The sequence below is a fragment of the Azospira inquinata genome, assembly GCF_018905915.1.
In the GTDB taxonomy this organism is placed as follows: domain Bacteria; phylum Pseudomonadota; class Gammaproteobacteria; order Burkholderiales; family Rhodocyclaceae; genus Azospira; species Azospira inquinata.
Genome location: NZ_CP064782.1, coordinates 772,093 through 785,178 on the forward strand (window position 1 = coordinate 772,093; position 13,086 = coordinate 785,178).

General features: G+C 61.7%; 13 protein-coding genes. 11 read left to right on the forward strand and 2 right to left on the reverse strand.

Annotated elements, in window-relative coordinates:
• The first annotated feature begins 104 nt into the window (after positions 1–104).
• Both Azoinq_RS03380 and Azoinq_RS03385 read left to right on the forward strand, forming a co-directional pair.
• Positions 105–464, forward strand: coding sequence for a CidA/LrgA family protein (locus Azoinq_RS03380; protein ID WP_216126097.1), 360 nt, complete (start codon positions 105–107; stop codon positions 462–464).
• Complete coding sequence (locus Azoinq_RS03385) at positions 461–1,192, forward strand: LrgB family protein (RefSeq protein ID WP_216126095.1); 732 nt, start codon at positions 461–463, stop codon at positions 1,190–1,192. Before Azoinq_RS03380 ends, Azoinq_RS03385 begins: the two co-directional genes overlap by 4 nt.
• Before the next feature lie 39 nt (positions 1,193–1,231).
• Here the strand turns inward: Azoinq_RS03385 and Azoinq_RS03390 are convergent, their stop codons facing one another.
• Both Azoinq_RS03390 and Azoinq_RS03395 read right to left on the reverse strand, forming a co-directional pair.
• A complete protein-coding gene (locus tag Azoinq_RS03390; RefSeq protein WP_216126093.1) occupies positions 1,232–2,515 on the reverse strand; it encodes a hemolysin family protein in 1,284 nt (427 codons plus the stop codon).
• 130 nt (positions 2,516–2,645) lie between these two features.
• Complete coding sequence (locus Azoinq_RS03395) at positions 2,646–2,993, reverse strand: nucleotide pyrophosphohydrolase (protein ID WP_216126091.1); 348 nt, start codon at positions 2,991–2,993, stop codon at positions 2,646–2,648.
• 141 nt (positions 2,994–3,134) lie between these two features.
• On the opposite strand from Azoinq_RS03395, the gene Azoinq_RS03400 reads away from it, so the two are divergent.
• From Azoinq_RS03400 to Azoinq_RS03440, 9 genes are all read left to right on the forward strand, one after another.
• Positions 3,135–3,950, forward strand: coding sequence for a M48 family metallopeptidase (locus tag Azoinq_RS03400; RefSeq protein WP_216126089.1), 816 nt, complete (start codon positions 3,135–3,137; stop codon positions 3,948–3,950).
• 350 nt (positions 3,951–4,300) lie between these two features.
• Entirely contained in the window at positions 4,301–4,666 is a 366-nt protein-coding gene (locus tag Azoinq_RS03405; protein WP_216126087.1) for a response regulator, read from the forward strand.
• A gap of 6 nt (positions 4,667–4,672) precedes the next feature.
• Positions 4,673–5,938, forward strand: a complete 1,266-nt coding sequence (locus Azoinq_RS03410; RefSeq protein WP_216126086.1) for a methyl-accepting chemotaxis protein — start codon at positions 4,673–4,675, stop codon at positions 5,936–5,938.
• An 8-nt stretch (positions 5,939–5,946) separates the two neighbouring features.
• Positions 5,947–6,273 (forward strand): STAS domain-containing protein, encoded by a 327-nt coding sequence (locus Azoinq_RS03415; RefSeq protein WP_216126084.1) that lies wholly within the window; start codon positions 5,947–5,949, stop codon positions 6,271–6,273.
• Between the two features lie 18 nt (positions 6,274–6,291).
• The gene (locus Azoinq_RS03420; RefSeq protein WP_216126075.1) at positions 6,292–8,517 is read left to right on the forward strand and encodes a chemotaxis protein CheA; all 2,226 of its coding nucleotides are present in this window, start codon (positions 6,292–6,294) and stop codon (positions 8,515–8,517) included.
• A 42-nt stretch (positions 8,518–8,559) separates the two neighbouring features.
• Positions 8,560–11,004 (forward strand): methyl-accepting chemotaxis protein, encoded by a 2,445-nt coding sequence (locus Azoinq_RS03425; protein ID WP_216126062.1) that lies wholly within the window; start codon positions 8,560–8,562, stop codon positions 11,002–11,004.
• A gap of 14 nt (positions 11,005–11,018) precedes the next feature.
• Positions 11,019–11,588, forward strand: a complete 570-nt coding sequence (locus Azoinq_RS03430; protein ID WP_216126059.1) for a chemotaxis protein CheW — start codon at positions 11,019–11,021, stop codon at positions 11,586–11,588.
• Between the two features lie 36 nt (positions 11,589–11,624).
• Positions 11,625–12,221: a chemotaxis protein CheD gene (locus tag Azoinq_RS03435; protein ID WP_216126055.1), complete on the forward strand. Its 597-nt coding sequence runs from the start codon at positions 11,625–11,627 to the stop codon at positions 12,219–12,221.
• 6 nt (positions 12,222–12,227) lie between these two features.
• On the forward strand, positions 12,228–13,058 hold the full coding sequence (locus Azoinq_RS03440) for a CheR family methyltransferase (protein ID WP_408627095.1): 831 nt from the start codon (positions 12,228–12,230) through the stop codon (positions 13,056–13,058).
• Positions 13,059–13,086 lie beyond the last annotated feature (28 nt).

Here is a 13,086-nt window from a genome sequence, read left to right on the forward strand (position 1 = left end):
CCCGAGTTCCATACTCAAAGTAAAGAATGCTTCGCCATTCCTACGGCTTATCATCCTGTTTTGCACTGAATACACTTCCCCTATCCCAACTCGGAGGTCTGTCTGTGATCGCCGCCCTGACTCAAATCCTGGTGTTCCAGCTGGTGGGTGAAATTATCGCCCACCACTTCAATCTTCCCGTGCCCGGCCCGGTGCTGGGTATGTTGCTGCTCTTCGCCTTTCTGGTGCTGAACCAGGGACCCAGCCACCAGCTCCACGACACGGGCCAACAGCTGTTGAAACACCTGTCCCTGCTCTTTGTCCCGGCGGGCACGGGCATCATGGTTCATCTCCACCGGCTGCAAAGCGAGTGGTTTCCCCTGGTCATGTCCCTGGTGCTGAGCACCGCCCTGGCCCTGGCCGCCACCGCCGGGGTCATGCTGTTGCTGGGCAAACGTCAGGCCCGGGCCAAGGAGGAAGCATGAGCGAAGGCATCTTTTCCATCTGGGTCTATCTGGAAACCTCCCCCCTGCTCTGGCTGACCCTGACCCTGCTGGCCTACCAGGCAGGCTGCTGGCTTTTCGCCCGGCTCAAATTCCATCCCCTGGCCAATCCGGTGTTTGTGGCGGTGGTGCTGCTGGTGGTCCTGCTCATGGTCACGGGCACCCCCTACCAGACCTATTTCAGCGGCGCCCAGTTCGTCCACTTTCTCCTGGGACCGGCCACCGTGGCCCTGGCCCTGCCCCTGTACGCCCAGTTTCACCGGGTTAAGGCCCTGGTGCTGCCCCTGGCCCTGGCCTTGCTCACGGGGAGCCTGGTGGCGGCCTTAAGCGCCGTGCTCATCGCCAAGGCCTGTGGTGCCAGCCTGCCCACCCTGCTTTCCCTGGGCCCCAAGTCCGTCACCACCCCCATCGCCATGGGCATTGCGGAGCGCACCGGGGGCATTCCTTCCCTGGCGGCGGTCATGGTGATACTCACGGGGATTCTGGGGGCGGTGGCTGGTCCCCCTTTCTTCCGCCTCCTGGGCATTCGGGATGACGCGGCCCGGGGCTTTGCCATGGGCCTGGCCTGCCACGGGGTGGGCACGGCCCGGGCCTTTCAGTGGAGCGAGCAGGCCGGGGCTTTCGCCGCCCTGGCCATGGGCTTGAACGGAGCCCTGACGGCCCTGCTGCTGCCCCTGGTGCTGAGCTGGATTAAACCCTGGCTGGCCTGACGCCCAGGCGGGGAGCGGGTCTCCCCGCCCCCCGCCCCTTCAGGCCGCCCGCCGGGCCAGGACTTCGTCCACCCGGTTTTTTTCCATATCCATGACCTCGAAACACCAGCCATCCCACTCGAAGCTTTCCGTCTTTTTCGGAATGCGCCCCAGCTGGTAGATCACGAACCCCCCCACGGTGTGGTAATTGCCCAGGTCTTCGTCGGGGAGTTCGGAGAGGTCCAGCAGCTCCTTCAGTTCATCCGTGGGCAGGAGGCCATCCAGCAGCCAGCTGCCGTCGTTGCGCTGCATGGCCATGGGGGATTCCACGGCCCCGGAGAGTACATCCCCCACCACCGTCCCCATCAGGTCGGAAAGGGTCACCAGGCCCTCCGTAATGCCGAATTCATTGACCACCAGGGCAATCTGGGTCTGTTTGGCCTTGAAAAACTCCAGAAGGCCGATGAGGGAGAGGTTGCTGGGCACGAAAAACGGGGTGGCGGGGGACAGCTTGCCGAAGTCCAAGGCCCGGCCTGAGAGCACCTCCCGCAGCAGTTCCCGGCTTTCCACAAAGCCTAGGGGATTGGCCAGGCCGCCCTTGCAGACCAGGAAGCGGGACACAGCCCGTTCCTCCAGGGTGCGCAGATTGGCATCCCGGGGCAGGGCCAGGTCCAGGATGGCAATGCCCGAGGCGGGGGTCATGATGGCCGCCACCTTCCGGTTATCCAGGCGGAACACATTGCCCAGAATTTCCCCTTCGGTCTGGTCCAGGGCCCCTTCCTTGCGGCTGGATTCAATAAGAAAGCGGATTTCGTCGGCGGCGGAGGCTTCCTCCCCGGCCTTCACGGGCAACAGGCCCAGGACCAGATCGGCACAGCGGGATACCACCCAGACCAGGGGACGGCAGAGGCGCAGAAGCCAATGCACGGGGGCGGCCAGGGCCACCGCCACCGCTTCCGGATAGGCCAGGGCCAGGCGCTTGGGCACCACTTCCCCGAACACCAGGGTAAAAAAGGTGATGCAGGACACCACCAACACCAGGGCCAGGCCGTAGCAGACCCCGAGGGATAGGGGAAACTGGGCCGCCAGCCAGGCTTCCACCCGGGGCACCCAGAGGGATTCCCCAAACACCCCGGAAAGCATGGCCAGGGCCGTGATGCCCAACTGGGTGGTGGCCAGGAGCCGGCTCAGGTGCTGGCGGAAGCGCAGCACCGTGGCGGCCCCCAGGGAGCCTTGCTCCTCCCGCATGGCCAGGTGGGTGTTGCGGCTCGCCCCCACGGCCATTTCCGCCATGGCCAGGAGGCCGCTGCCCAGAATCAGAAACACCAGTATCCAGAATTCCATGGCTCATCCTTTTTTGAAACCCGCCAGGGCCAGTCTTGGCGCCCGCCCCGGCTGGGGTCTTGGGCTGCCTGGGGGATTTTCCAGGCGACGGCTCGCTCCTAAGGAAGCCTCCGGGGCGCCAGCCGCCCCTTTACAGCTCCGTGTATTTCACCGCCCGGCCCCGCACCTTATCCGGCGGGTATTTGGCCCGGTTGATGGCCATTTTGGCGGTGAAAGCCTGGGGAATGTCGATCTGGAGCAAATCCGCCACCCGGATCACCCCCATCAGCACGTCGCACAGCTCATAACCCACCTGTTCCCGTTTTTCCGGGCTCAGATGAAAGCTTTCCTCCGGCGTCAGCCACTGGAAGTGTTCCAGCACCTCCGCCGCCTCCACGGCCAGAGCCATGGCCAGATCCTTGGGGTTGTGGTGGGCGTCCCAGCCCCGTTCCGTGACAAAGCGGCGGATGTCCGCCCCCATTTCTTCCAGCTGGGTCATGCCCCGCTCCTTACCGTATCAGCAGGCCCCCATGATAACCGAGGGGGCCAATGCCCCTACCCCCCAGGCATATCCATTGCCGCGCCGGGCCGCCTATCCTCTACAATATTCCCCTTTTCCGTCCCTCTTTAGGCCATTCCCATGCGCTTCCGTCGTGCCGCCGCTCCCCTGTTCCTGGCTTGTCCCCTGCTGCTCGCTCCCTGGGCCGCCCGCGCCCAGGAAGGGATTCCGGTGGATCAGCCCTCGGCCCTGCGCAATTTGGTCCCGGCCCAGGAAATTGAGCAGAGCGCCAATCAGCAATACCACGCCCTGCTCCAGCAGGCAGCGGCCAAGCATGCCCTGGCTCCGGACGACAATCCCCAGTTGAAACGCCTGCGCACCATCGTCAAACGTCTCATCGCCAACGCCCCCCGCTACAACTCCCGGGCCAAGGAATGGCATTGGGAGGTAAATTTGATCGGCTCCAAGCAAATCAACGCCTTCTGTATGCCCGGCGGCAAAATCGCCTTCTACACCGGCTTGGTGGAAGGCATGAAGTTGAGCGACGACGAAATCGCCATTGTCATGGGCCACGAAATGGCCCACGCCCTGCGGGAACACGCCCGGGAACAGACGGCCAAGAGTCAGCTGACCCAGATCGGGGCCAGCATCCTGGGCCAATTCATCGGCCGAGGCCAATACAACAGCCTGTTCCAGCAAGGGGGCAGCCTGCTTACCCTGAAATTCTCCCGGGATGACGAATCAGAGGCGGACCTGGTGGGCCTGGACCTGGCCGCCCGCTCCGGCTTTGACCCCCGGGCCGGGGTGGCCCTGTGGCGCAAGATGGCGGCCCAGAACCAGGGGGGCTCCCTGGAACTGCTGTCCACCCACCCGGCGGACGAAAACCGCATCGCCGCCATAGAGCAGCATTTGCCGGAAGTTATGCCCCTCTACGAGCAGGCCCGGGCCAAGCGCTAGGCCCATCCCGGGAAAACGCCCGGACAGGGCCGGCTTCCGGGGCTTTTGCCCGCTTCGCCCTCACCGCCAACGGCCCCATTCGGGGCCGTTTTTTATGTCTTACGTCATAACTTATGGAACATATTCGGTGAAATATTTCACATTTGAAAAATTGACATAAAACAATAAATAAATTTTATTGAAAACCAGCCATTTAACCTGGCTTTGTTTTCCTATACCATGGCCATTGTTTTCGCTGAAACAAAAAAATATATTTTTAATAATATCGAGTTAGAAGCACTTGTAATGCCATAACCATATAACAAAAGTTATATTTCTCGCCCCATTCGCCACAGGAAAACCATTTCATCATGAAAACGATTTTTCTCGTCGATGATTCCGCCACCATTCTCCTCAGTATCTCCAACATTCTGGGCAAAGCCGGCTACGGGGTGGAAAAGGCCAATTGCGCCGAAGAGGCCCTGAAAAAGTTTGCCGCCGGGGTGCAGGTGGATTTGCTCATTACCGACCTCAACATGCCGGGCATGAATGGCATCGACCTCATCAAAGAGGTGCGCAAACTAGCCCGCTACAAGTTCCTCCCCATCCTTTTCCTCACCACCGAATCCCAGCAGTCCAAGCGCATGGAGGCCAAGGCCGCCGGGGCGTCCGGGTGGATCGTCAAACCCGCCACCGCCGACGAATTGCTCAACACCATCAAGCTCGTGCTCCGGTAGACCGCCATGAACTTCCGCCAGATACTCAAACGGGCCACGGTGGTGTTCTTTATTGTGGCCTTCGCCGCCGGGGTGACCATCTACCTGTTCAACGACTGGTTCGATAACACCTTCCTTCCCGCCATCCACGTCACCCATCCCCTGGGGGACGCCATCGGCACCGTACTCATCGTGGCAGTGGCCTATCTGGCCCAGCGCCTAGCCTCCCTGGCCTTGTACCGGGATTACATGTTCGGTCTGGCCTCCCAGGCCAAACAGCCCCGCACAACGGAAATCACCGCCATCCACGAGGAAGTGGCCAAGGAACTGGACGGGGTGCCGGATTACAACCGGGTGCTAAAAAAGCAGCTGGAAGACATCGTGGCCCAGACCGAGCAGGCGGCCTATCAGATTACAGAACGCCTCCAGGCGGTGGATGAGGTGGTGGGCCACCTAAACAGCTTCGTTGCCCAGAGTTCCAGCCAATCCACCGAAATGGTGGAAGCCTCGGAAACCCGCATTGCAAACAATCAGCGGCTTATTGGGGAAATGGGGGAATACATCAAGAACCGCATCAGCGAAGCCCAGCAGGATCAGGAGCGCATTGCCCTGGTGGTGCAGCGGGCCCATTCCCTGGAATCCCTCACCAAGCTCATCAAGGACATCGCCAGCCAGACCAATCTGCTGGCCCTCAATGCGGCCATTGAGGCGGCTCGGGCCGGGGAAGCAGGACGGGGTTTCGCCGTGGTGGCGGACGAGGTCCGCAAGCTATCCGGGGAAACGGAAAACGCCGTGGTCAAAATCAATCACGGCATCAAGGAAGTAGCCGATTCCATTGAGGCCCAGTTCCGGGACAAGCTCTCCAATTCCAATCTGGACAAGGAAAAGCTGGCCCTGGATCAATTTGCCGCCCAGCTGGGAGATTTGGGCACCAGCTACGCGGAGGTGATGACTCACCAGAGCCACGTCATCGGCACCGTGCAGGACAGCGCCACGGCCCTGGCTAAGACTTTCATGGACGCCATGGCCAGCATCCAGTTCCAGGACGTGACCCGCCAGGAAATCGAGCACCTGATCCTGGCCCTGGCCCATCTGGAGCAACACGCCCAAACCCTGGCCCAACGCCTGCGTCAGGCGGATAACCCGGACTTTTCCTTTACCCCCCTGGCCAAGCATCTGGACCAGCTCTACGACCAGTACGTCATGCAGCAACAACGGGAGACCCACCAGCAGGCCCTGCAAGGGAGCACAACCGCCCCCGCCGCCGGGACTCCCAAAATCGAACTCTTCTAGGAGGGATCATGGCCGACCCTAGCCAGGCCCCGGGTTACCGGCAGCGCCTCAGTCTCACGGACAACCTCACCATCTACCAGGCGGAGGCCCTCAAGGCCCAGCTGCTCCAGGCCCTGGCCGCCGCCCCGGAACTGGAGCTAGACCTGTCCCAGGTGGGGGACATGGATACGGCAGGCCTGCAACTCCTCATCATGCTCAAGCGGGAAGCCCAGCAGCAGGGCAAGCAGCTCAGCCTCCAGGGCCACAGCCCCGCCGTGCGCAGTGTCATCGATTTCTGCAATCTGGCGGCGGAGTTTGGCGACCCCCTCTACCTCACCGCCGGGGAAACCCCTTAACGCCCCAAGGAGCCATCCATGGATGAACTGACCAGCGTCTTCGTGCAGGAAAGCCGGGACCAGCTGGCCGAAATGGAAGCCGGCCTGCTGCGCCTGGAACAAGCTCCGGAAGACCAGGACAACATTAACGGCATTTTCCGGGCCGCCCACACCATCAAGGGCGGCTCCGGGGTGATCGAATGCCATTTCGTGGAAGCCTTCACCCACAAGGTGGAGAACGTTCTGGACAAGCTGCGTAACGGGGAACTCCCCGTCTCCTCCCCCCTGGCCACCCTGCTCTTGGAATGCTGCGACCACATGGGCCGGCTACTGGACGTGCTAGCGGAGGGGCGGGAAGCCCCGGCGGGGGATCTGGCCCGCCAGGGAGACGCCTTGCAGGAACGGCTGGGCAGCTTTATCGCCGCCCCCGCCACCGAAAGCGCCGGGGAAGAAGCCACCATCCTCAGCACCACCCCGGCCCCGGGACCGGAGGGCAACCTGGCCGTGGAAGGGGGCGGGGTGGTCAGCACGGACGCCTGGCACATTTCCGTGCGCTTTGGCCCGGACGTGCTGCGCCACGGCATGGACCCCCTCTCCCTGCTCCATTTCCTCACCTCCCTGGGGGAAATTCTGGATCTGGAAACCCTGGCCGACGCCCTACCCCCGGCCGGGGAAATGGACCCGGAAAGCTGCTACCTGGGCTTTGAGATCCGCTTCCAGAGCCGGGCCAGCAAGGCGGAAATCGAGCACATTTTCGATTTTGTACGGGATGAGTGCAGCCTCCACATCCTCCCCCCCAACAGCAAACTCAGCGATTACCTGGCCCTCCTGCGGGAACTGCCGGAAGACAAGCTGCGTCTGGGGGAAATTCTCATCCGTACCGGCGCCCTGACCCCGGCAGAGCTGGAAGAGGGGCTCCGCATCCAGGCCCAGCAACAGGATCAGGCGGCGGGCAATCCGGAGGCAGCGGCCCCGCCCCTGGGAGAAATTCTGGTGGCTCAGCAGGCCGTGCCCCCGGAACTGGTCACCGCCGCCGTCCAGCGCCAGGGGGAAATCGCCCAGAAAAAGGCCACGGAAGCCCGCTTAGTGCGGGTCCAGGCGGACAAATTGGACCGCCTCATCGACCTGGTGGGGGAAATGGTCATTGCCGGAGCCTCTGCCAATCTCCTGGCCCAGCGCAGCGGCAAAACCGATCTGGTGGAAGCCACCTCCATCCTTTCCCGGCTGGTGGAAGACATCCGGGATTCGGCCCTGCAACTGCGCATGGTTCAAATCGGGGAAACCTTCAACCGTTTCCACCGGGTGGTCCGGGACGTGGCCAAGGAAATGGGCAAAGACATCGAACTGGTGATTTCCGGCGGAGAAACGGAGCTGGATAAATCCGTGGTGGAAAAAATCGGCGACCCCCTCATGCACTTGGTGCGCAATGCCCTGGATCACGGCATTGAGGCCCCGGAAGCTCGGGTCGCCCGGGGCAAACCGGCCCGGGGCCGGGTCTATCTCAATGCCTTCCACGATTCGGGCAGCATCGTCATCGAGGTGAAAGACGACGGCAACGGCCTCAACAAAGAAAAAATCCGGGCCAAAGCCCTGGAAAAGGGCCTCATCGGCCCCACCCAGGTGCTCTCCGACAACGAGATCGTCAATCTCATTTTCGAGGCGGGGTTTTCCACGGCGGACAAGGTTTCCAACATTTCCGGCCGGGGCGTGGGCATGGATGTGGTGCGCAAAAACATCCAGGGCCTGCGGGGCATGGTGGAAGTGGTCACCCAGGAAGGGCAAGGCTCCACCTTCAGCATCCGCCTGCCCCTCACCCTGGCCATTATCGATGGCTTCCTGGTGGGGGTGGGCCCGGCGGCCTACGTCATTCCCCTGGATACGGTGCAGGAGTGCATGGAACTGCCGGACTGTCAGACCGACCGCCACTACCTGAATCTGCGGGGCGAGGTACTGCCCTATATCCGCCTGCGAGAACTGTTCGAACTGGGGGGCGACCCCCCGGAACGGGAAAACGTGGTGGTAGTTAGCTTTGCCGGGCGTAAGGCGGGCATTGTGGTGGACATGCTGATGGGGGAATTCCAGACCGTCATCAAGCCCCTGGGCAGCCTGTTCCGCCATCTCCGGGGCATCGGCGGTTCCACCATTCTGGGCAGCGGGGAAGTGGCCCTGATCCTGGATGTTCAAGCCCTGGTCCATCACTCCTCCCGCCGGGAAGAGCAGGGTCAGGGCGGCCCGGAAGCCTTGCGTTCCGTTTCCTCCTCTTAATTTACTTTTTTTGCATCGACCTTTTCCCAAGGAGTTTTCCCCATGAAAAACCTGAAATTAGGTCAGCGGCTGGGCATCGGCTTCGGGCTGGTCGTCGCCATTCTGATCCTGCTCTCGGCCATCGCCGTCTTCCGCCTGGCGGCGGTGGGCGCCACCACCTCGGACGTCATCGACAACCGCATGCCAAAAATCGAGATGTCCTCCACCATGGTCATCAACACCCTGACCCTGGCCCGGGCGCTGCGCAACCTAGTGCTGGCGGACGACAAGATTTTTGAAAAAAAGCAGATGGATCTGATTGCCGACCTGCGCAAGAAAAACGGGGAAATCCAGGACACCCTGAAGCCCTTGATCAACACCCCCCGGGGCAAAGAACTGTTCGACAAAATCCAGACCACCCGCGCCCGCTTTGAAAGCACCCTGGACGTCGCCCTGCCCCTGGCTTACAGCCAATCGCCCCAATACAACCAAAAGAAAGCAAGCGAATATGTACTGGGGGAATACAGCGTGGCAGCGGGGGAATATACGGACGCCCTGCAGGCTTTCAGCAGTTACCAGAAAGACATGGCCACCGAAACCGGCAAAAGCGCCTCCGATCTGGTGGGCAGCACCCGGTTTTTGGTCACCACCCTGGCCCTGCTGGGGGTGCTCCTGGCCGTTTTCATCGCCTATCTGGTCACCCGCAGCATTACCCGCCCCGTGGGGGACGCGGTGAGCGCCGCCCGCAAAATGGCCCTGGGGGATTTCAATTTCAAGCTGGAAAGCGACGCCAAGGACGAAATCGGCGAAGTCATCCGGGCCGTGGCCGCCATCCAGCAGGCGGTGGGCGCCATGATCACCGATGTGGGCACCCTAAGCGAAGCCGCCGTTCAGGGCAAACTGGCCACCCGGGCCGACGCCGCCCGCCACCAAGGGGATTTCGGCCGCATCGTGGCGGGGGTCAACCAGACCCTGGATGCGGTCATCACCCCCCTCAACATGGCGGCGGAGTACATGGATCGAATCTCCAAGGGAGACATTCCCCCCAAGATCACCGACGCCTACAACGGGGATTTCAACACCATTAAAAATAACCTGAACATCTGCATTGAAGCGGTGCAACAGCTCATCGCCGACACCCGGATGCTCAGTGAAGCCGCCGTCCAGGGCAAGCTGGCCACCCGAGCCGACGCCGCCCACCACCAGGGCGACTTCCGGCGCATCGTGGAAGGGGTAAACCACACCCTGGACGCGGTCATCACCCCCCTCAACATGGCGGCGGATTACGTGGATCGGATCGCCAAGGGGGACATTCCCCCCAAGATCACCGATAGCTACAACGGGGATTTCAACACCATAAAAAACAACCTGAATATTTGCATTGAAGCGGTACAACGCCTCATCGCGGATACCCAGAAGCTTTCCGGCGCGGCCTTGGCGGGCCAGCTGGACACCCGGGCGGAAGCCGAACAGCACCAGGGGGATTTCCGCAAAATCATCCAGGGCATCAACGCCACCCTGGATGCCATCGTCCATCCCATCAACGAAACCCGCCGCATCATGAGCGCCCTGGAAAACGGCGACCTGACCCAGCAAATCCAGCAGGATTACCGGGGAGATTTCAAGCTGCTGAAGGAAGCCATCAACAATACGGTGGGCAAGCTGGCGGGCACGGTGGCCCAGGTCAAATCCTCGGCGGACAACCTTTCCAACGCTTCCAATCAGGTGTCCGCCACCGCCCAATCCCTCTCCCAGTCTTCCTCGGAGCAGGCGGCCAGCGTGGAGGAATCCTCCGCCTCCATTGAGGAAATGACCGCGTCCATCAACCAGAATGCGGAAAACGCCAAGGTCACGGACAACATGGCCACCAAGGCCGCCAAGGAAGCCAGCGACGGGGGCGAAGCGGTGAAAGACACGGTGGTGGCCATGAAGTCCATCGCCAACAAAATCGGCATCATCGACGACATCGCCTACCAGACCAATCTGCTGGCCCTGAATGCGGCCATTGAAGCGGCCCGGGCCGGGGAACACGGCAAGGGCTTCGCCGTGGTGGCGGCGGAGGTACGCAAGCTGGCGGAACGGAGCCAGGTGGCGGCCCAGGAAATCGGCCAGCTGGCCTCCAATTCCGTCAGTCTGGCGGAAAAGGCCGGGCAGCTGCTGGGGGAAATTGTCCCCTCCATCAACAAGACTTCCGATCTGGTCCAGGAAATCGCCTCCGCCTCCCAGGAACAATCCGCCGGGGTGGCCCAGATCAACACGGCCATGAGCCAGCTCAACCAGACCACCCAGCAGAATGCCTCGGCCTCCGAAGAATTGGCCGCCACGGCGGAAGAACTGGGCGGTCAGGCCCAGCAGTTGCAGGATTTGATGGACTTCTTCGTCATCGCCGGACAAAGCGCCGGACACGCCCAGCCAGCCCCCCGAGGCGGGCATTCGGAACGCCCGGTCCATGCCATTCCCCTGCGCCAGCCGTCCCGGGGGGATGACGGCGACTTTGAAAAATTTTGAGTCCGGGAGCTGCCATGAATGACCTTGTGCCCAGCCGGGCGCCCCAGACCTCCGGGGAGGAAGAGGACGGCGCCCAATATCTGACCTTCACCCTGGGGGGAGAAATGTTCGCCCTGGGCATCCTCAATGTGAAGGAAATTATCGAATTCGGCAGCATCACGGAAATTCCCATGATGCCCGGCTTTATCCGGGGGGTAATCAATCTGCGCGGTGCCGTGGTGCCGGTAATCGACCTGAGCAGCCGCTTCGGCGGCCATCCCACCCCCATTTCCCGGCGCACCTGCATCGTCATTGTGGAACTCCAGGAAGACGATCAACGCCAGGACATCGGGGTGGTGGTGGATGCGGTTTCCGAGGTACTGGAAATTCCCCACAGCGAAATTGAGCCGCCGCCCCCGTTTGGAGCGAAAATAAGGGCGGATTTCATTTATGGCATGGGCAAGATCAATGGCCGGTTCGTCATTATTCTGAACATCGCCAAGGTCCTGTCCATCGATGAAATCGCCCTGTTGGGCCAGTTGGCTGGGGAGGATGCTCCTCCTCCGGCTCCGGGGGCTGCCGCGCCCCAACTGGCTTCGCCCTGAGCAATATCCCCAGCAAGCCTCCCTACGCCTGTCGCCATGGACTTCGCCAACCTGCCCCCCCGGGAAATTGAACGCATCGCCCGGCTCATCCCCCCCGGGGGCTGGGGCGTGGAGAACACCCGGCCCCTGTCCACCCTGCTCGGCTCCTGCGTGGCGGTGTGCATGTACGATGTGGGAATGGGCATTGGCGGCATGAACCATTTCATGCTGCCGGTCATGCAGCGGCGTAACAACAGCGACGTGGATGCTCTCCTGGCCGGGGATTACTGCATGGAAGCCCTGCTCAACGCCTTAATGAAGCGGGGTGCCCGGCGGGGGAGGCTACAGGCCAAGGCTTTCGGTGGGGGCACCATCATCGAAGCCCTGGGCCAGAAAGCCCTGACCATCGGCAAACGCAATGCGGATTTCACCCAGGAATGGCTGGACCGGGAAGGCATTCCCCTGGTGGCCGCCGATTTCTTGGGGCCCTGGTCGCGAAAATTACTCTTCATTCCCGCCACAGGGGACGCATATTGCCGGAAAATGGTGACCAGCATGGCCACTGAGGAATTGATCGCCAAGGAGCAGGCCTACGCCCGCTCCCTCAGCCAGCAGTTCCCCAGCCCGCCAGAGAAAAAAATCGAACTGTTCTGAGGCTCTATGCCCTACATGCCCGCCGCCACCAACGCCTCCGTGGCCATCACGGACCAGGAATTCGCCCTTTTCCAGCGTCTCATCTACAAACTGGCCGGGATCCATCTAAGCGACGCCAAAAAGGTGCTGCTGGTGGGCCGTCTTTCCCGCCGCCTGAAGGCCCTGGATCTGAGTACCTTCAGCGAGTATTACCGCCTGCTCACCGGTGACGAGCAGCCGGAGGAAATGCAGCGCATGGTGGATTTGCTCACCACCAACGAAACCTATTTTTTCCGGGAACCCAAGCATTTCGAGTATCTGCGGGACAAAATCTTGCCCGGTACCCCTCTCCAGCCCCCCTTCCGGGTCTGGAGCGCCGCCTGTTCCTCCGGGGAAGAGCCCTACACCCTGTCCATGGTGCTGGCCGAATACCGCCAGGGCCCCTGGGAGGTGTTCGCCTCCGATATCAGCACCGTGGTTCTGGAAAAGGCCCGCAACGGCCACTACCCCTTGGAACGCCACGAAGGCATCCCGGCAACCTTTCTCAATAAATATTGCCTCAAAGGAGTGCGCTCCCAGGCCGGCACCTTCCTGGTGGCCAAGGAACTGCGGGACCGGGTGCATTTCCGCCAGATTAACCTGACCCACCCCATTCCTGCTGAAATCGGCGAATTTCAGGTAATCTTCCTGCGCAATGTGATGATCTACTTCGATACGGAGACCAAGCAGAAAGTCATCGACAACCTGCTGCCCCGGCTCAAATCAGGCGGCTATTTCATTATCGGGCACTCGGAATCCTTGAACGGGGTTACCGACAAGCTCCGCCCGGTGCAACCCACCATTTATCGCAAGCCCTAGGGCCTGCTTCTCCAGCCCCTTACGCCAC